At 69.6% G+C, this 17,383-nt stretch carries 20 protein-coding genes; 11 read left to right on the top strand and 9 right to left on the bottom strand.

All coding sequences use genetic code 11. The features are described from left to right. Positions 1 to 130 precede the first annotated feature (130 nt). On the bottom strand, positions 131 to 445 hold the full coding sequence (locus KY5_RS20480) for a hypothetical protein (protein ID WP_098243614.1): 315 nt from the start codon (positions 443 to 445) through the stop codon (positions 131 to 133). A 266-nt stretch (positions 446 to 711) separates the two neighbouring features. Here KY5_RS20480 and rpsF point away from each other — a divergent pair, with 266 nt between their 5' ends. From rpsF to rplI, 4 genes are all read left to right on the top strand, one after another. Further along, positions 712 to 1,002, top strand: a complete 291-nt coding sequence (rpsF, locus tag KY5_RS20475) for a 30S ribosomal protein S6 (protein ID WP_016644628.1) — start codon at positions 712 to 714, stop codon at positions 1,000 to 1,002. A 78-nt stretch (positions 1,003 to 1,080) separates the two neighbouring features. Beyond that, positions 1,081 to 1,680: a single-stranded DNA-binding protein gene (locus KY5_RS20470; RefSeq protein WP_098243613.1), complete on the top strand. Its 600-nt coding sequence runs from the start codon at positions 1,081 to 1,083 to the stop codon at positions 1,678 to 1,680. 72 nt (positions 1,681 to 1,752) lie between these two features. Further along, positions 1,753 to 1,989: a 30S ribosomal protein S18 gene (rpsR, locus tag KY5_RS20465; protein ID WP_003949403.1), complete on the top strand. Its 237-nt coding sequence runs from the start codon at positions 1,753 to 1,755 to the stop codon at positions 1,987 to 1,989. A gap of 18 nt (positions 1,990 to 2,007) precedes the next feature. Beyond that, positions 2,008 to 2,454 carry a 50S ribosomal protein L9 gene (rplI, locus tag KY5_RS20460; protein WP_098243612.1) on the top strand — a complete coding sequence of 149 codons (447 nt, stop codon included), beginning with the start codon at positions 2,008 to 2,010 and terminating at the stop codon, positions 2,452 to 2,454. 132 nt (positions 2,455 to 2,586) lie between these two features. On the opposite strand, the gene KY5_RS20455 is transcribed toward rplI, so the two are convergent. Further along, positions 2,587 to 3,924, bottom strand: a complete 1,338-nt coding sequence (locus KY5_RS20455; protein WP_098243611.1) for an MATE family efflux transporter — start codon at positions 3,922 to 3,924, stop codon at positions 2,587 to 2,589. Between the two features lie 457 nt (positions 3,925 to 4,381). Between KY5_RS20455 and dnaB the strand changes: the two genes are divergently transcribed. Further along, positions 4,382 to 5,860 (top strand): replicative DNA helicase, encoded by a 1,479-nt coding sequence (gene dnaB / locus KY5_RS20450; RefSeq protein WP_098243610.1) that lies wholly within the window; start codon positions 4,382 to 4,384, stop codon positions 5,858 to 5,860. Positions 5,861 to 5,880: 20 nt separating this feature from the next. Here the strand turns inward: dnaB and KY5_RS20445 are convergent, their stop codons facing one another. Then, a complete protein-coding gene (locus tag KY5_RS20445; protein WP_098243609.1) occupies positions 5,881 to 6,834 on the bottom strand; it encodes an SDR family NAD(P)-dependent oxidoreductase in 954 nt (317 codons plus the stop codon). Positions 6,835 to 6,892: 58 nt separating this feature from the next. Between KY5_RS20445 and KY5_RS20440 the strand changes: the two genes are divergently transcribed. Next, positions 6,893 to 7,360 (top strand): MerR family transcriptional regulator, encoded by a 468-nt coding sequence (locus KY5_RS20440; RefSeq protein WP_098243608.1) that lies wholly within the window; start codon positions 6,893 to 6,895, stop codon positions 7,358 to 7,360. Between the two features lie 9 nt (positions 7,361 to 7,369). Next, positions 7,370 to 8,749, top strand: a complete 1,380-nt coding sequence (locus KY5_RS20435; RefSeq protein WP_098243607.1) for a serine hydrolase domain-containing protein — start codon at positions 7,370 to 7,372, stop codon at positions 8,747 to 8,749. 113 nt (positions 8,750 to 8,862) lie between these two features. Here the strand turns inward: KY5_RS20435 and KY5_RS20430 are convergent, their stop codons facing one another. Both KY5_RS20430 and KY5_RS20425 read right to left on the bottom strand, forming a co-directional pair. Continuing rightward, complete coding sequence (locus KY5_RS20430; RefSeq protein WP_098243606.1) at positions 8,863 to 9,315, bottom strand: GNAT family N-acetyltransferase; 453 nt, start codon at positions 9,313 to 9,315, stop codon at positions 8,863 to 8,865. 63 nt (positions 9,316 to 9,378) lie between these two features. After that, positions 9,379 to 9,837 (bottom strand): MarR family winged helix-turn-helix transcriptional regulator, encoded by a 459-nt coding sequence (locus KY5_RS20425; protein ID WP_098243605.1) that lies wholly within the window; start codon positions 9,835 to 9,837, stop codon positions 9,379 to 9,381. A 148-nt stretch (positions 9,838 to 9,985) separates the two neighbouring features. Between KY5_RS20425 and KY5_RS20420 the strand changes: the two genes are divergently transcribed. Together KY5_RS20420 and KY5_RS20415 are read left to right on the top strand one after the other, a co-directional pair. After that, complete coding sequence (locus tag KY5_RS20420) at positions 9,986 to 11,197, top strand: MFS transporter (protein ID WP_098243604.1); 1,212 nt, start codon at positions 9,986 to 9,988, stop codon at positions 11,195 to 11,197. A 55-nt stretch (positions 11,198 to 11,252) separates the two neighbouring features. Then, complete coding sequence (locus tag KY5_RS20415) at positions 11,253 to 11,675, top strand: GlcG/HbpS family heme-binding protein (protein WP_098243603.1); 423 nt, start codon at positions 11,253 to 11,255, stop codon at positions 11,673 to 11,675. An 85-nt stretch (positions 11,676 to 11,760) separates the two neighbouring features. Here the strand turns inward: KY5_RS20415 and KY5_RS20410 are convergent, their stop codons facing one another. Both KY5_RS20410 and KY5_RS20405 read right to left on the bottom strand, forming a co-directional pair. Beyond that, the gene (locus KY5_RS20410) at positions 11,761 to 12,630 is read right to left on the bottom strand and encodes a GNAT family N-acetyltransferase (RefSeq protein WP_098243602.1); all 870 of its coding nucleotides are present in this window, start codon (positions 12,628 to 12,630) and stop codon (positions 11,761 to 11,763) included. 5 nt (positions 12,631 to 12,635) lie between these two features. Continuing rightward, entirely contained in the window at positions 12,636 to 13,286 is a 651-nt protein-coding gene (locus KY5_RS20405; RefSeq protein WP_418952873.1) for a DUF2269 domain-containing protein, read from the bottom strand. 51 nt (positions 13,287 to 13,337) lie between these two features. Here KY5_RS20405 and KY5_RS20400 point away from each other — a divergent pair, with 51 nt between their 5' ends. Together KY5_RS20400 and KY5_RS20395 are read left to right on the top strand one after the other, a co-directional pair. Continuing rightward, positions 13,338 to 13,970, top strand: coding sequence for an HAD family hydrolase (locus tag KY5_RS20400; protein WP_098243601.1), 633 nt, complete (start codon positions 13,338 to 13,340; stop codon positions 13,968 to 13,970). A gap of 390 nt (positions 13,971 to 14,360) precedes the next feature. Continuing rightward, positions 14,361 to 15,905 carry a globin domain-containing protein gene (locus KY5_RS20395; RefSeq protein ID WP_098243600.1) on the top strand — a complete coding sequence of 515 codons (1,545 nt, stop codon included), beginning with the start codon at positions 14,361 to 14,363 and terminating at the stop codon, positions 15,903 to 15,905. Here KY5_RS20395 and KY5_RS20390 read toward each other — a convergent pair. Together KY5_RS20390 and KY5_RS20385 are read right to left on the bottom strand one after the other, a co-directional pair. After that, on the bottom strand, positions 15,902 to 16,384 hold the full coding sequence (locus KY5_RS20390) for an NUDIX domain-containing protein (protein WP_098243599.1): 483 nt from the start codon (positions 16,382 to 16,384) through the stop codon (positions 15,902 to 15,904). The genes KY5_RS20395 and KY5_RS20390 overlap by 4 nt on opposite strands. 59 nt (positions 16,385 to 16,443) lie before the next feature. Then, a complete protein-coding gene (locus KY5_RS20385) occupies positions 16,444 to 17,349 on the bottom strand; it encodes a LysR family transcriptional regulator (RefSeq protein ID WP_098243598.1) in 906 nt (301 codons plus the stop codon). Positions 17,350 to 17,383 lie beyond the last annotated feature (34 nt).

Here is a 17,383-nt window from a genome sequence, read left to right as displayed (position 1 = left end):
GCTGGTGTGTCCCCATGGGTACAGGGGCTCCGGCTCTCGCGCGAAGCCTACTGCGCCCTGCGAGCGACCCGTCTGGGCGTACGGGACCTTGGCCCCCGGCCGGTCGCGCGGCCGGGGTGCCGGGAGGCCCTCAGCCGACGATTCCTCCGAAGAGGCCGCCGTGCGCCATGCCGAGGAAGAAGCCGACCGCCGATGCGCCGAGCCCCAGGATCAGGCCGAAGCGCTCGCGGGTCGTCACGGAGATGAACTGGCCGTACGCGCCCGTGGCGATCCCGACCAGTCCCGCCCACGAACTGAGCAGATGGAGGTTGTGGAACATCGCCGTCACGAAGGCGATCGCCCCCAGCACCAGGGTCACGCCGACCAGCGCGTCCTGGAAAGGATGGGCCTTGCCATCGGTGGCGAAGAGAGAGATGGCGGTGTTCGGTCGCATTGCCTGTGCCATGTGAGGCACCTCCTGCGTAAGGCGGCGCATCGTAGCGCCATAGACACCCGATGTGTACAGATTCTGCCCGTCCGACGGCGGATTTCAACCGGAAGCACAGGTGCGGGTACTCTGTACCCTCTGCACCGGTGTCTGCCCAGACCACAGCAAGCGCCCCCGTTCGCGGGAGCCGATTGTCAGTGGCGGCCGATACCGTTGCGTACGCATCACGACCCTCCTGCCACGGAACGACCGTGGCCGCTGAGTCCAAAGGAGGTGGGTTCCACATGCGTCACTACGAAGTGATGGTCATCCTCGACCCCGATCTCGAGGAGCGCGCTGTCTCCCCGCTGATCGAGAACTTCCTCTCCGTCGTCCGTGAGGGCAACGGAAAGGTCGAGAAGGTCGACACCTGGGGCCGTCGTCGTCTGTCCTACGAGATCAAGAAGAAGCCCGAGGGCATCTACTCGGTCATCGACCTGCAGGCCGAGCCTGCGGTCGTCAAGGAGCTCGACCGACAGATGAACCTGAACGAGTCGGTCCTCCGGACCAAGGTCCTCCGTCCCGAGATGCACTGAGCTCTTTAGCTCAGTAGCACCCGGGAATCGAGTAGCAGCAACAAGCAGCCAGCAGCAAACCCGCCGAGAGGTTCCCCCATGGCAGGCGAGACCGTCATCACGGTCGTCGGCAATCTTGTCGACGACCCCGAGCTGCGCTTCACCCCCTCCGGTGCGGCGGTCGCGAAGTTCCGTGTCGCGTCCACCCCCCGCACCTTCGACCGTCAGACGAACGAGTGGAAGGACGGCGAGAGCCTGTTCCTGACCTGCTCGGTCTGGCGTCAGGCGGCGGAGAACGTCGCGGAGTCGCTTCAGCGAGGCATGCGCGTCGTCGTGCAGGGCCGCCTGAAGCAGCGGTCCTACGAGGACCGTGAGGGCATCAAGCGCACGGTCTACGAGCTGGACGTCGAGGAAGTCGGCGCCAGCCTGAAGAACGCCACGGCCAAGGTCACCAAGACCACGGGTCGAGGCGGCCAGGGCGGTTTCGGCGGCGGTGGCGGCGGCCAGCAGGGCGGCGGCAACTGGGGCGGAGGCTCCGGTGGCGGTCAGCAGCAGGGCGGCGGCGGTGCTCCCGCCGACGACCCCTGGGCGACCGGCGCGCCGGCCGGCGGCGGCCAGCAGCAGGGCGGCGGCGGTGGCGGCTGGGGCGGAAGCTCCGGCGGCTCCGGTGGCGGCTACTCGGACGAGCCCCCCTTCTAAGCCTCCGGGCTTGTGGCCTCAGGGCCGAGGGTGGGCCGTACCCACACTTCTTGATCACACAGGAGAAACACCATGGCGAAGCCGCCTGTGCGCAAGCCTAAGAAGAAGGTCTGCGCTTTCTGCAAGGACAAGGTCACGTACGTGGACTACAAGGACACGAACATGCTGCGGAAGTTCATTTCCGACCGCGGCAAGATCCGTGCCCGCCGCGTGACCGGCAACTGCACGCAGCACCAGCGTGACGTCGCCACGGCCGTGAAGAACAGCCGTGAGATGGCGCTGCTGCCCTACACGTCCACCGCGCGATAAGGGAAGGGTGACCGAATAATGAAGATCATCCTTACCCACGAGGTCTCCGGCCTCGGTGCCGCTGGCGAGGTCGTAGACGTCAAGGACGGCTACGCCCGCAACTACCTGATCCCGCGGAACTTCGCGATCCGCTGGACCAAGGGTGGCGAGAAGGACGTCGCGCAGATCCGTCGTGCTCGCAAGATCCACGAGATCGCGACGATCGAGCAGGCCAACGAGATCAAGGCCCAGCTCGAGGCCGTCAAGGTCCGCCTGGCCGTCCGCTCCGGCGACGCCGGTCGTCTCTTCGGTTCCGTCACCCCGGCTGACGTCGCTTCGGCGATCGAGGCTGCCGGTGGCCCGAAGATCGACAAGCGCCGCGTCGAGCTGGGTGCGCCGATCAAGACGCTGGGCGCCCACGCGACGTCCGTGCGTCTGCACCCCGAGGTTGCCGCCAAGGTCAACGTCGAGGTCGTCTCCGCCTAAGCACTGCGCTTGGCAGAGCTGAAGCACTGCGTTGGGCCGCACCCCTTGGGGTGCGGCCCAATGTGTTTCACGGATCTCCTGGCGCTGTTTCACGTGAAACAGCGCAGAGTTTCACGTGAAACGGGCAGGGATTCAGCGGGTGGCTCCCGTGACGATCCAGCGGCCGGAGCGGGAGCGCAGCCACAGGGTGAGCATCCGCACCGTCATCATCAGCGTCATCGCTCCCCACAGTGCGGTCAGGCCGCCGCCGAAGGTCGGCACCAGGAGGGCCACGGGCGTGAAGACCGCGAGCGTGGCGATCATGGCCCAGGCCAGATACGGACCGTCCCCGGCCCCCATCAGGACACCGTCGAGTACGAAGACGATGCCGCAGATCGGCTGGGCGAGGGCGATCACCACGAGAGCGGGCAGCGCCGCGTCCTCGACGGCCGCGTCACCCGTGAAGAGTGGGATGAGTACGGGTCGCGCGAGCACGACCAGCAGGCCGAGGACGATGCCCGACGCGATGCCCCACTGCACCATCCGCCGACAGACGGCACGTGCGCCGTCCGCGTCGTCGGCGCCCAGATAGCGTCCGATGATGGCCTGCCCGGCGATGGCGATGGCGTCGAGAGCGAAGGCCAACAAACTCCACAGGGACAGAACGATCTGGTGGGCGGCCACGTCGGCGTCACCGAGGCGCGCGGCCACGGCCGTCGCGATCATCAGGATGGCCCGCAGCGAGAGCGTGCGGACCAGGAGCGGTGCTCCGGCCTGGGCGCAGGCCCGGATCCCGGCGGCGTCGGGACGCAGCGAGGCGCCGTGCCGCCTGGCACCGCGTACGACAACGACGAGATAGATGGCGGCCATGCCGAACTGGGCGATGACCGTGCCCCAGGCGGATCCGGCGATGCCCAGGTCCGCCCCGTAGACCAGGCCGACATTGAGGACACCGTTGGCGACGAAGCCACCGATGGCGACGTACAGCGGGGTCTTGGTGTCCTGGAGGCCGCGGAGTACGCCGGTGGCGGCGAGGACGATGAGCATGGCGGGGATGCCGAGTGCGGAGATACGCAGATACGTGATCGCGTACGGGGCCGCGGTGTCCGAGGCGCCGAAGAGATCGACGAGCGCGGGTGCCGTGGGCAGGACGACGGCGATGACCACGGCACCGAGCAGCAGGGCGAGCCAGATGCCATCCATGCCCTGGCGGATGGCGGCCTGGAGATCGCCGGCGCCCACCCGGCGTGCGACAGCGGCCGTGGTGGCGTACGCGAGGAAGACGAACACGCTCACCGCGGTGGTGAGGAGCGCCGCAGCGATGCCGAGACCGGCCAGTTGCGCGGTGCCGAGGTGGCCGACGATGGCGCTGTCGGCCATCACGAAGAGCGGCTCGGCGACCAGCGCGCCGAAGGCAGGGACGGCGAGGGCGATGATCTCTCGGTCGTGTCTTCGCCGGACGGCCTTGGGCGCTGCGGGAGCCTGTGTCATGGGCACCAATCTAATCTTCCACAGGTAAGAGATGCAATGTTCTTTAGACCCTTACTTGGGTGCTCGTCGCGCGCTCCCTCGCGCGCCGTTTGTCGTGATCTTGGTCCGAGTGGAGAAGTTTTTCTTCTGCACAGCCGGTGGATGGGAAAGTCCCAGGTCAGAGGAGCTTTTCTGAGTTGGCTGAGGGCTTGTTCACAGGGCTGTCCACCGGGCCGTGCACAGGTTTGGCGGGGTTCTCCACAGCATCGGGCCCGTCATCCACACCGCCTGTGGATAACCAGATTGGCTGACGGTGCCCACGGGCCTACCGTGGTCCGGCGCCCGCCTCGTCTTTCGACCTCGGAAACCCCGCAAAACCGACGCGTCAGAACCGGAGTTGGGCCCCCTTATTTGTCAGTGTCGTGCCGTAGGAAGAGGCATGGCGAGGTCCGCGCGGCGGACGGGAGGAGGTGGCCCGGTGAGTATCTCCGAGCCTTTGGACGACCCCTGGGCCGACAGCGGTCCCAGTGACCGTCTGCCCGTTTCCCGACCGCGCCGCGACGGAGGCCGGGGCGGCCGCGACGAGCAGCACGACCGAGGACGCGAAGGCGGCTGGGACGGCGGCGGTTCGTCCTTCGAGCGCGTTCCCCCGCAGGATCTCGACGCCGAGCAGTCGGTGCTCGGCGGCATGCTGCTCTCCAAGGACGCCATCGCCGATGTCGTCGAGGTCCTCAAGGGCCACGACTTCTACCGGCCCGCGCACGAGACCGTCTACTCGGCGATCCTCGACCTGTACGCGAAGGGCGAGCCCGCCGACCCGATCACCGTCGCGGCCGAACTCACCAAGCGCGGCGAGATCACCAAGGTCGGCGGCGCATCGTATCTGCACACCCTGGTCCAGACGGTCCCGACCGCGGCGAACGCCGAGTACTACGCGGAGATCGTCCACGAGCGCGCGGTCCTGCGCCGCCTCGTCGAGGCAGGCACGCGCATCACGCAGATGGGATACGCGGCCGACGGCGACGTCGACGAGATCGTCAACAGCGCCCAGGCCGAGATCTACGCGGTCACCGAGCAGCGCACCACCGAGGACTACCTGCCGCTCGGCGACATCATGGAGGGCGCGCTCGACGAGATCGAGGCGATCGGCTCGCGCTCCGGGGAGATGACCGGTGTGCCGACCGGCTTCACCGACCTCGACCAGCTCACCAACGGCCTGCACCCGGGCCAGATGATCATCATCGCCGCCCGCCCCGCCATGGGTAAGTCGACGCTGGCCCTCGACTTCGCGCGGGCCTGTTCGATCAAGCACAACATGCCGAGCGTGATCTTCTCGCTCGAAATGGGGCGCAACGAGATCGCGATGCGTCTGCTGTCCGCCGAGGCCCGGGTGGCGCTGCACCACATGCGCTCCGGCACGATGACGGACGAGGACTGGACCCGGCTGGCCCGCCGGATGCCGGACGTCTCGGCCGCGCCGCTCTACATCGACGACTCCCCGAACCTGTCGATGATGGAGATCCGCGCCAAGTGCCGCCGCCTCAAGCAGCGCAACGACCTCAAGCTCGTCGTCATCGACTACCTGCAGCTGATGCAGTCCGGTGGCTCCAAGCGGTCCGAGAGCCGACAGCAGGAAGTCTCGGACATGTCGCGAAACCTGAAGCTCCTCGCCAAGGAGCTGGAGCTGCCGGTGATCGCGCTCTCGCAGCTGAACCGTGGCCCCGAGCAGCGTACGGACAAGAAGCCGATGGTGTCCGACCTGCGTGAATCCGGCTCGATCGAGCAGGACGCGGACATGGTCATCCTGCTGCACCGCGAGGACGCGTACGAGAAGGAGTCACCCCGCGCGGGCGAGGCCGACATCATCGTCGGCAAGCACCGTAACGGCCCGACGGCGACGATCACGGTCGCCTTCCAGGGCCACTACTCGCGCTTCGTGGACATGGCACAGACCTGATCCCGTGCTGACGGCCGGGCTCAGAAAGCGCTGAGTCCGGTGAGTTCGCACGAGAGGTCCCAGAGCCGCGCGGCCGCTTCCGGGTCGACGGCCCAGGGCTTGACGCCGCCGACGAGCATGTCGTCGCCGGTGGCGGGCTCGGCGATGTCGCAGTCCTGGCAGTAGGCGCCTCCCTGTCCTTCGAGCTGCGGTGACGTCGCCGCCCAGAGGGCTGTCGCCGCGCCCTGTTCCGGGGACTTGAAGCCGTCGGCCGGTGCGCCGTCGGGGGTCACCCAGCCGTGCGCGAGCCACTCGTCGCGGGGGATGTGCCGCTGCAGCGGCGTCAGGATGCTTCCGGGATGCACGGCGAAGGCGTGCAGGCCGAGGTCGGCGCCGAGGCGGTCGAGGTGCAGGGCGAAGAGGGCGTTGGCGGTCTTGGACTGGGCGTAGGCGAGCCAGCGGTCGTAGCCGGTGCGCCAGTGCGGGTCGACCCAGCGGATGTCGGACAGGAAGTGCCCGGAGGAGGCCACGGACACCACCCGCGCGCCCTTGGGGGCGAAGGCCGGGCGGAGGTGGTGGACGAGCGCGAAGTGCCCGAGGTGGTTGATCCCGAAGTGCGCTTCCCAGCCCGGGCCGACGCGCGTTTCGGGGCAGGCCATCACGCCCGCGCCGTTGATGAGGACGTCGAGGGTGCGACCGGTCTCCAGGAAGCGTTCAGCGAAGACGCGCACGCTGTCCGGGTCCGCCAGGTCGAGGGCGCCCACCTCCGTCCCGGGGAGGCCGCGCAGGGCGGCATCGGCGGTGTCGGGACGGCGCGCGGGGACGATGACGTGCGCGCCCGCGCGGACGAGGGCGCGGGTCGTTTCGAGGCCGAGGCCGGAGTATCCGCCGGTCACCAGGGCGGTGGTGCCCGTCAGGTCGATGCCGGTGAGGACGTCGTCGGCAGTGCTGTGGGCGCCGAACCCCGTACCGATCTTCCGCTGTTCCGTGATCATGCGTAGGACGCTAAGACCTAGAGCGTGCGCTAGGTCAAGGGAGCGCTACGGTCGTGGCATGAGCGCGGATGCGGACGGGCTGTCGCCCACGGAGGAAGCGGTCGGTCTCTCCATCGGGAGGGTCGCCGAGACGACCGGACTGAGCGTGCACGCGCTGCGGTTCTTCGAGCGCGAGGGGCTCTTCCTGCGCGAGATCCCCCGCTCCGGCGGCGGTCAGCGGATCTACGCACAGGCGGACGTGGACTGGCTCCTGCTGTGCGGTCGGCTCCGTGCGTCGGGGATGCCGATCGCCACGGTCAAGCGGTTCGCCGCGCTGGTGCGTTCGGGGCCGGGCAACGAGGAGGAACGGCTCGCGCTGCTCCAGGAGCACGAGAGGAACGTACGCGCCAAGATCGACGACCTGGGCTCCTGCCTCGACGTCATCCACAACAAGGTCGTCATCTACGAGCGGCACGTACGGGAGGGCACGGCCGCGGGGGTCTGGGCGCCAGGGAATCCGCTCGACGCGGCGCCGTCTCCCAGGTGAACTGGTCCCATGACGACACCCCGTGAAGAGTTGCTGCCCGCCACCCGCCGAGCTCTGCTGCACCGCATCGCCACCGCCCAGACGGAGGGGCGGACTCCCTCCCTCGTCGCCTCGGTGGCCCGTGACGGTGAGTTGGTGTGGACCGGCGGCCGCAGCATGGTGGACGGTCACGCGCCGGACGAGAACGTCCAGTACCGCATCGGTTCGATCACCAAGACCTTCACCGCCGTGCTGGTGATGCGGCTGCGGGACGAGGGGGTGCTCGATCTCGGTGACGCCCTGGAGAAGCATCTGCCGGGCAGCGGCGCGGGGGAGGCGACGATCGCCGAACTCCTGGCGCACACCGGCGGTCTCGCGGCCGAGACGCCAGGGGCATGGTGGGAGCGCACCCCGGGATCGACGCGTCCTGAGCTCGCCGACGTCCTGGGAGAGCAGCCCTTCAGGCACCCCGTCGGCCGTCGGCACCACTACTCCAACCCCGGCTATACGTTGCTGGGGGCGCTGGTGGCGGCACTGCGCGGCGCCCCGTGGGAAGAGGTGCTGCGGCGTGAGGTGCTTGAGCCGCTGGGGCTGACCCGCACGAGTGCACAGCCGCAGGCCCCGCACGCGGGTGGGTGGGCCGTGCACCCCTGGGCGGACGTGATGATGCCCGAACCCGCCGAGGACCTGGGCCTGATGGCCCCGGCCGGTCAGCTGTGGTCCACCACGGCAGACCTGGTGCGCTTCGCGTCCTTCCTGGTCAAGGGCGACGATCGGGTGCTGGGCGCCGATTCCGTACGCGAGATGCGTACGCCGTCGGCGCCGTCGCAGCCGGGGGACTGGGACAGGACGTACGGCCTCGGACTGGATCTGCTGCGGTGGGAGGGGCACGACCTGGCCGGGCACACGGGCTCGCTCCCCGGCTTCCTGGCCGGTCTCTGGGTGAGCGAGAAGGACGGCGTGGCCGCGGTCGCGCTCGCCAACTGCACCTCAGGGCCGCTCGTGGCGACCCTGACCGCCGACCTGGTGAAGATCGTGGCCGAGGCGGAGCCGCGCATCCCTGAGCCCTGGCGGCCCCTCCCCGAAGTCGACGAGAAGGCGCTGGAGTTGACGGGCCCTTGGTACTGGGGGACTCAGGTGCTCGCGCTCCGGCTGACGGCCGACGGCGGGGCCGAGCTCGGCCCGCTCTCCGGCGCGGGACGCCAGGCGCGTTTCCGCTCCAACGGCGACGGCACGTGGACCGGGCTGAACGGCTACTACGCGGGCGAACTGCTGCGGGCGGAACGGCGGCCGGACGGTTCGGTGAGCCATCTCGACCTGGGGTCGTTCGTCTTCACCCGGGAGCCGTACGAGAAGGGGGCGCCGGTTCCTGGCGGAGTGGACCCGCAGGGGTGGCGCGGCTTCGAGTAGGCGCTGCGGAGCGGCACTTGGAGGTGCTGAGGAGCGGCACGTGATGAGGAGGCGGCCTGTTTCACGTGAAACAGGCCGCCTCGCTCTGTCCGGAGCCCACCGGAGCCCAAGCCTCAGAGCTGCAGTTTGAACCCCACGTGCGACGCCGTGAAGCCGAGCCGCTCGTAGAAACGGTGGGCGTCGGTGCGGGTGGCGTCGGAGGTCAGCTGCACCAACTGGCAGTTCTGGCGCCGCGATTCCTCGACGGCCCATTCGATGAACCGCGTGCCGAGCCCGCTGCCGCGCTCGTCGGCGTGCACGCGGACGCCTTCGACGATCGACCGGGTGGCGCCCTTGCGGGAGAGTCCGGGAACGATCGTCAGCTGAAGCGTGCCCACGACCCGCCCTTCGCGCACGGCGACGACCAGGTGCTGATGGGGGTCGTCGGCCAGCCTCTCGTACGCCGTGACGTACGGGGTGAGGTCGTCCGGCGACTCACGCGTGGCGCCCAGGGGGTCGTCGGCGAGCATGCCCACGATGGCGGGCAGATCGTCGACGACGGCTGGACGTATTTCAAGATCTCCCATGGCCGCAGCCTATGCGGGCCGTGAGGCACACAACAGATGCTCCGGGCGCACAACGGCTGTGGCTCAGGCGGGCACGCGCAGCGTCTCGACGGCCGTGACCAGCGGGGCGAGCTCGGGGTCGCGTGCGGCCTCGTCGAGTGCCTCGCGCAGGGCGGCGTCATTGGTGGGACGCGCCTGGGCGAGCAGCGCGGCCCCGGCCTCGCTCACGTCCGTGTAGATGCCGCGGCGGTCGGTGGGGCAGAGGTAGCGGGACAGCAGCCCGCGGTCCTCCAGGCGGGTGACCAGGCGCGTGGTGGCGCTCTGGCTCAGCACCACGGCGTCCGCGACCTGCTTCATCTGCAGATGGCCGCCCTCCCCGTCGTGCTGGCGGCTGAGTACGTCGAGCAGGGAGTACTCGCGCACGCTCAGGCCGTGCTCGGCCTGGAGGGCGCGCTCGATGTGGGTCTCGATCTGCCCGTGGAGCAGGGAGAGCGCGCACCAGCCCTGAGCAAGGGCGGTGAGTGCGGGGTCCGTCGCTGTCATGGCTCTTGTTTCCTCCGTCCCGGAGTCCCGGAGTGACTGTCACCAGGATAGTCCACCGATGCAATATCCCGCGCTTGCAATTAACCAGCGTCTGCAACTATTGTGGACGGACGTTAAGCGCACCTGCAACCGTCTGGAAGGTAGATCCATGCCTCTCGCGCTACTGGCCCTCGCGATCGGGGCCTTTGGAATCGGCACCACCGAGTTCGTGATCATGGGGCTCCTCCCCGAGGTCGCGGGTGACTTCGGCGTCTCCATCCCCACGGCCGGGTTCCTCGTGACCGGTTACGCCCTGGGTGTCGTCCTCGGCGCCCCCCTGATGACCGTCCTCGGCACCAAGATCTCCCGCAAGCGGATGCTGATGCTGCTGATGGGCCTGTTCATCGCAGGCAATCTGCTCTCCGCCGTCGCACCCGTCTTCGGCGTGATGCTGGCGGGCCGCGTCGTCGCCTCCCTCGCCCACGGCGCCTTCTTCGGCATCGGCTCGGTCGTCGCGGCCGAACTGGTCGCTCCCGAGAAGAAGGCCGGAGCGATCGCCATGATGTTCACCGGCCTGACCGTGGCCAACGTGGTCGGCGTACCGCTCGGCACCTTGGTCGGTCAGACGCTCGGCTGGCGGATGACCTTCGCCATCGTCGCGGGGCTCGGGGTCCTCGGCCTCGCGGGCATCGCCAAGCTCGTCCCGGACCTGCCGAAGCCCGAAGGCGTGCGGCTCCGCCACGAACTGGCCGCCTTCCGCAACGTGCAGGTGCTCCTCGCCATGGCGATGACGGTGCTCGGCTTCGGCGGAGTCTTCGCCGCCGTCACCTACCTGGCGCCGATGATGACGGACGTCGCGGGCTACGCGGACTCGTCCGTGACCTGGCTGCTCGTCCTCTTCGGCCTCGGCATGGTCACCGGCAACCTGGTCGGCGGGAAGTTCGCGGACCGCGCGCTGATGCCGCTGCTCTACATCTCGCTGGGGGCCCTGGCCGTCGTGCTCGCCCTCTTCACGCTCACCGCACACAACAAGATCTCCGCTGCCGTGACCATCACGCTCATCGGCGCCCTGGGCTTCGCGACCGTGCCGCCGCTCCAGAAGCGCGTGCTCGACCAGGCGTCCGGTGCTCCCACGCTCGCCTCCGCCGTCAACATCGGCGCCTTCAACCTCGGCAACGCCCTGTCGGCCTGGCTCGGCGGCATCGTGATCGCCGCGGGCCTCGGCTACACCGCCCCGAACTGGGTGGGCGCCGCCCTCGCCGCGTCAGCCCTCGCCCTGGCCATCCTCTCGGCCGTGCTGGAGCGCCGCTCGACCACGGCCCCGAGCGTGGTCGTGACCGGCGGTGCGCCCATCGAGCGGGCGACGCCCGTCCACCACTGACCCCCACTCCCTCCCCCACCCACCTCAGCACCACCCCGCAAGGAGAAAACCCCTCATGAGCACCACCACCGCCGTCGCCCCGCTGACCATCGGCGACGCCGAGACGCTCGTCGACGCGGCCCGCCGCGCCGCCGAGGCCGCCGGTGTCACCGTCAGCGTCACCGTCCTCGACGCGGGCGGCCACCTGCTCGCCTTCCGCCGCGACGACCGGGCCGTGCTGATCTCCGGCGAGACCAGCACCCGCAAGGCGTACACCGCCCTCCAGCTGAACGCCCCGACCGCCGACCTCGTCGACGCGGTCCAGCCCGGCGCCCCCTTCCACACCCTGCCCACCGCCCTCGACCGGCCGCTGCTCTTCATCGCGGGCGGCGTGCCGGTCCACCGCGACGGCCGTCTGATCGGCGCGATCGGCGTCGGCGGCGGTGCGCCCGAGCAGGACCACGGCTTCGCGACGACGGCTGTGGAGTCCCTCGCGTAACACGACGGGCGTACAGAAAGGCCCGCCCCCAAGTGCCGGAAGGATCATGGCACTTGGGGGCGGGCCTTTCCGCGTCGGTAGGACGTCAGCCGGCCGCCACGGTCAGCGGTGCGAAGCGGCGGGTCCAGTCACCGGGCAGCTCCGAAGTGCCGTACGTCATCACGGCGTTGAAGGCGACGGGCTCGAGGCCGCTCTCCTTCACCCACGCAAGGAGCTCTTCGTGCCGTACGTCGATGTCGGTGCGCAGCGGCCGGTCCGTGCGGGTGCCGAGCGAGGCGATGAGGGCCTTCGCGGTCTCCGTGTCGCGCGCGATGAGCGGGCCGACCACATGGGTCTCCATGTTCGGCCAGGCGCCCGCGTACCCGATGATCTCGCCGTCGGCCTCCGCGACCCGGAGCTGGTCGGTGAAGGCGGGCAGCCGGGTGATCACATGGGTGCGGTCGTGCCCGAAGACCTCGGTGTCGAGCCGGAGGATGGCCGTCAGGTCCTCCGCGGTGGCGGGCCGCGTGGCGATGGAGGGCAGCGGACCCGCGGGGGCGAACCGGCCGCGGACCATCTCGGCACGGCCGATCGACTTGAAGCCGAGCTGTTCGTAGAGGGGGCGGCCGTACGGCGTGGCGTGCAGGGTCAGCGGGACGGTGACCGCTTCCTCGACGGCGTACTGCATCAGGCGGCGGCCGATGCCCTGGCGGGCGTAGCGCTCGGCGACGAGGACCATGCCGATCGCCGCGAGGCCGGGGCGCTCGTGCGGGCCGTACTGCGTCACTACGTAGGCGCCGATGAGGCCGTTGCCGTCGGGGTCGTCGATGCCGTAGCCCGTTCCGGCCGAGAGCAGCAGGCCCCATTTGTGTTCCTCGCGCGGCCAGCCCCGGTCCTCGGACAGGTCGGCGCAGGAGGTCAGATCACGGAGGGTGAGCCGGCGGATGGGCAGTGCGGAGAGGGAAGGTGTCGACACCCGGGTCAGGCTGTCTGACGTACGTCCTCGTCGTCCACCCGTTTGTGGGTAGAAGCACGTTGCTCGTCCGCTGAACCACGCTGCTTTTGGCCACGTTCCTTCTGCCCGGGCTCCTTCTGTCCACGTTGCTGCTGGCCACGCTGCTTCCGCTCGCGTTGCTTCCGGCCGCGGCGCGTGAGCCCCCAGGGCTTGAGGACCGAGATGACCGTCATGAAGACGTAGGCGCTCAGCGAGACGATCGGCCCGGCGATGAGACCGGAGGGGTCGGTGATCGGGTTCCCCGCGGCCACCGTAGCGGCCGAGTCGTTGACCCCGGGGCGCAGCGCGAAGGCCGAGGCGGCGGTGGTGGCCAGCGTCAGCCAGAACTTCGTGTAGACCCAGCGGTGCTTGGCCAGCCCCCAGGGCGTGCCCAGGGACAGCGGCAGACCGCTCAGCAGCGTGATCAGGGCGAGCGGGATCACCAGCCAGTCCGTGAAGACCTTCATCGAACGGACGGCGGCCTCGACGACCGCGGGGGACTGCGTGGTGATCGCGGTCAGGGCGAGAGCCAGCAGCCCGAGCGTGAGCCCGAGCCAGCCGGCCGCGCCGACTACATGGACAACCAGGGTGGCCCGTCGAGCGGGGCGGCTTAGTTTCACGTGAAACACGGTGCCCATCGGGGCGGCCAGGGGCGTCTGACAGAGGGAGTAACCGTGGGTACTAGCCACATGGCACGCCTTCACCTCTTTGACCTGGACGGAACGCTGCTGCACGGCACAGCCGCTCCCGTGGAGATCTCGCGGCAGCTGGGCCTGGACACGGAGATCGCCGCGCTGGAGCGCGATTTCGTGGCGGGACGCGTCGATTCACCGCAGTACGCGGCCCGTGTCCATGAGCTGTGGGCGGAGCTCACGGACGAGCATGTGACGGGAGCCTTCGAGGGGGCGCCGTGGCTGTCGGGCATCCGGGAGACGTGGGCCGAGATCCGCGCGGGCGGCGACTACTGCGCGGTGGTGTCGCTGTCGCCGTCCTTCTTCGTGGAGCGCCTCCTGGGCTGGGGCGCGCACGCCGCCCACGGGTCGGTCTTCCCCGCCGTGCCGTTCACCGAGCCCGTCAATCCGGCGGGCATCCTCGACGCTGCGGCCAAGGTGAAGATCGCGAACCGGCTCTGTGAAGAGTTCGGGGTGGGCCTCGGCGATTGCGTCGCGTACGGAGACTCGCTTTCCGACCTGGAGTTGTTCGGTGTCGTGCCGGTTTCCGTCGCCGTCAATGCGGATCAACGGCTGGTGAGCCTGGCTACCCACTCTTATGTCGGGAGGGATCTCCGTAAGGCGTACGAATTGGTGCGGGCCGCCCGGTAATTGAGGCAATTGAGGGGCAGGGGCGTTGAATTCGGGGCGAAGGGAAGGGGGACTTGTGCGCCGGACGGCTGCCGGTATGGTCGACTCCGGTCCGTGCCGGGTGCCCTCTTCGCACCCAGGGGGGTACGCGCGCAGGTCAATGAAGCCTAACGGGGGGAAGAGATCCAGAACCCGTACTTCTCGTTATGCGGTCGGCACGTCGACGCTGAATGGGATGCTGCGGTGAGATGACTGCGGCCAATGTCACATTCTCGACCTACTTGTCCGTAGGGTCCGGGAATCCGGGGTTCAATGTGGCCGTATTGGCCACCCAGACAGAGCGGGGAAAGCAGGCAGCTTCCGACGGGAAGTGCGCAGACCGACTGAGAGAAGCTCGAGGCGAGGCACAGCATGGACGCTCCGACCACCACGTCGTCGGACGACGACACTTCCGGCGAGGGAGGCGGCTGGTTCACCCCACGCAAGCCACCGAAGCGGCAGGAGGACGGGGAGCCACAGCAGTCCGGTGCCGACGGACCAGGGCCCGCCGAGGCGCGCCGCATGGCATCGATACGTCCTCTGGCGAGGCCCGGATCCGCCACGGCTGAGGCCACCGGCCCCACGCCCGCCACGGAGAGCGGTGGCGCCGCGCTCGCCACCGAGCCGCCAGAGGGGCGAATACCGGCCGCACGGGAAGCCTCCGAGCCGACCGACGTGCTGACACACGCACGCGTCGCGCCCACGGAGACCCGCCCGGACACAGGACCGGCGGCACAGCACAACGCGGGACCGGCGGCGCAGCCGGACACACGACCGGAGAGCCGACCGGCGGCGCAGGTGGAGACGCGATCCCCCGACGCCGTCCTCGTGCAACGCACGATGGCCGAAATCGGCCCTGTCTCCGACAAGGTCACCTCGTACTTCTACGCGCTGCTCTTCACCCGCCACCCCGACCTCCGCGCCCTGTTCCCCGCGGCGATGGACACCCAGCGCGACCGGCTCCTCAAGGCACTCCTGACCGCGGCCGAGCACATCGACAACACCGACGTACTCGTCTCGTATCTGAAGAACCTGGGCCGCGGACACCGCAAGTACGGCACCCAGCCCGAGCACTATCCGGCCGTCGGCGAGGCGCTGATCGGCTCGCTGAGCCGGTACGCGAGTGCGGTCTGGGACGAGGAGACCGAGGCCGCCTGGGTCCGGACGTACACGACGATCTCCCAGGTCATGATCGACGCGGCCGCGGAGGACGAACTGCGCGCCCCTGCCTGGTGGTTCGCCGAGGTCGTCGCGCACGACCTCAGGACCCCGGACATAGCCGTCGTCACGGTCCGCCCCGACCAGCCGTACCCCTTCCTGGCCGGGCAGTACACCAGCCTGGAGACCCCCTGGTGGCCGCGGATCTGGCGGCACTACTCCTTCGCCTCCGCGCCCCGCTCGGACGGGCTGCTGTCCTTCCACGTCAAGGCCGTCCCGGCCGGTTGGGTCTCCAACTCGCTGGTGCACCGCGCCCGTCCCGGTGACGTCCTGCGGCTCGGGCCGCCCAGCGGATCGATGACCGTCGACCACACCACCGACAGCGGGCTGCTCTGCCTGGGCGGCGGCACCGGTATCGCGCCCATCAAGGCGCTGGTCGAGGACGTCGCCGAGCACGGCAGACGACGCCCGGTCGAGGTGTTCTACGGAGCCAGGACCGATCACGACCTGTACGACATCGACACGATGCTGCGGCTCCAGCAGACCCACCCCTGGCTCGCCGTCCGCCCGGTCGTGGACCAGCGGGCACAACTGCCCGACGCCGTCCGTGAGTACGGCCCGTGGAACGAGTACGACGCGTACCTCTCGGGCCCGCCCGGCATGATCCGCAGCGGTGTCGATGCGCTGCGGGACGTGGGCATCCCGGCGGGCAGGATCCGCCACGACTCCGTCGAGGAACTGGTCGCCGCGGCGACTTAGCCCAGGTCGGGGGCGTGCATCGCGCGTACGCCCTCGATGTTGCCGTCCAGGTAGTGGCGCAGCGACAGCGGTACGAGATGGACCGAGGCGATCCCCACCCGGGTGAAGGGCACGTGGACGATCTCGTACTCGCCGCACGGCTCCTCGATCTCGGGGCCGTGCCGCAGGCCGATGTCCATGGATTCCAGGCGGCAGACGAAGAAGTGCTGCACCTTCACACCGGTGGCGCCGCCGTCCTCACCGATGTGCTCCACGGTGTCGACGAAACAGGGCACGACATCGACGATCTTCGCGCCGAGTTCCTCGTGCACCTCGCGGTGGAGTGCGTCGACGACGGTCTCGTCCTCCGGCTCCACGCCGCCGCCGGGGGTGACCCAGTACGGATCGACGCCGGGCTTGGTCCGCTTGATCAGGATCAGGTCGTCGCCGTCCAGCAGGACGGCGCGTGCGGTGCGCTTGACCACGGGTCGGACGGTCATGGGGGAAATGTGGCCCGGACTGTTCCACGTGAAACATCGTGAGCCGTTCGGAGCCGCCATCAGGCCCAGTGGACGGCAGCGCGCAGCAGCCACTCATGCGCGCGCACGATGTGTGGCATGGCGAGCGTCCCTGTCCGCACCACCAGGAAATACGTGCGCAGAGGGGGCACCGCGGGGTCGAGCAGGGCGACGACCTCGCCGCGTTCCAGGGCCTCGGCGCACAGATAGCGGGGCAGCACGGCCAGACCGGCGCCGGAGGCCGCGCAGGCGAGGACCGCGCGGAGGTCGGGGACGATGACCGCGCCGGACGAGGCGGGGAGGGTGTCGAAGACGGAGGCCCAGTAGCGCGCGACGAACGGCAGCGACTCGTGCACCTCGACCACGGGCAGGTTCTCCAGGGCGAGCGCTCCCTTGCGGCGGAGCTTGCCGGGGCCGACCCGGGCCGCCCACCGCTCCCCCGCGACCAGGACGTGCTCCTCGTCGCAGAGCGGGGTCGCGGTGAGCAGGGCGCCGCGCGGCCGGGCCGTGGTGATGGCCAGGTCGTGGTGCCCGGCGGCGAGTCCTTCGAGGACCTCCTCCGCGTTGCCGAACGAGGCACGCAGGGCGTAGCTGTGGCCGTCCTGCCCGGTGAGTCCCGTGAGGGCGGGCAGGGCGCGCTCCGCGGTGAACTCGGGCGGTCCCGCGAGGTGCAGGGTGCGGATGGAGGAGTCCTCGTCGATCCCCGTCTCGGCGATCTCCACCAGGGCGTCCAAGTGAGGTGCGGCCTTGTGGGCGAGCTCGTCCCCGATGGTCGTGGGGGTCACCCCACGGGCCTGACGCAGGAAGAGGGGACGCCCCAGTTGCCGCTCCAGCGTGCGTATCTGGGACGTGACGGCGGGCTGCGAGAGTCCGAGGAGCGCGGCGGCGCGGGTGAAGGAGCCGGCCCGGTGCACCGTCACGAAGGTGCGCAGCAGGGCCAGGTCCATGACGACGTCCCTCCCCTCCGGCACTCGGAGCGCG

It is taken from the genome of Streptomyces formicae, from assembly GCF_002556545.1.
Classification (GTDB): Bacteria; Actinomycetota; Actinomycetes; order Streptomycetales; family Streptomycetaceae; genus Streptomyces; species Streptomyces formicae_A.
The sequence above is the reverse complement of the archived record's forward strand: the minus strand, read 5'-3'. Positions and strand labels throughout refer to the sequence as shown.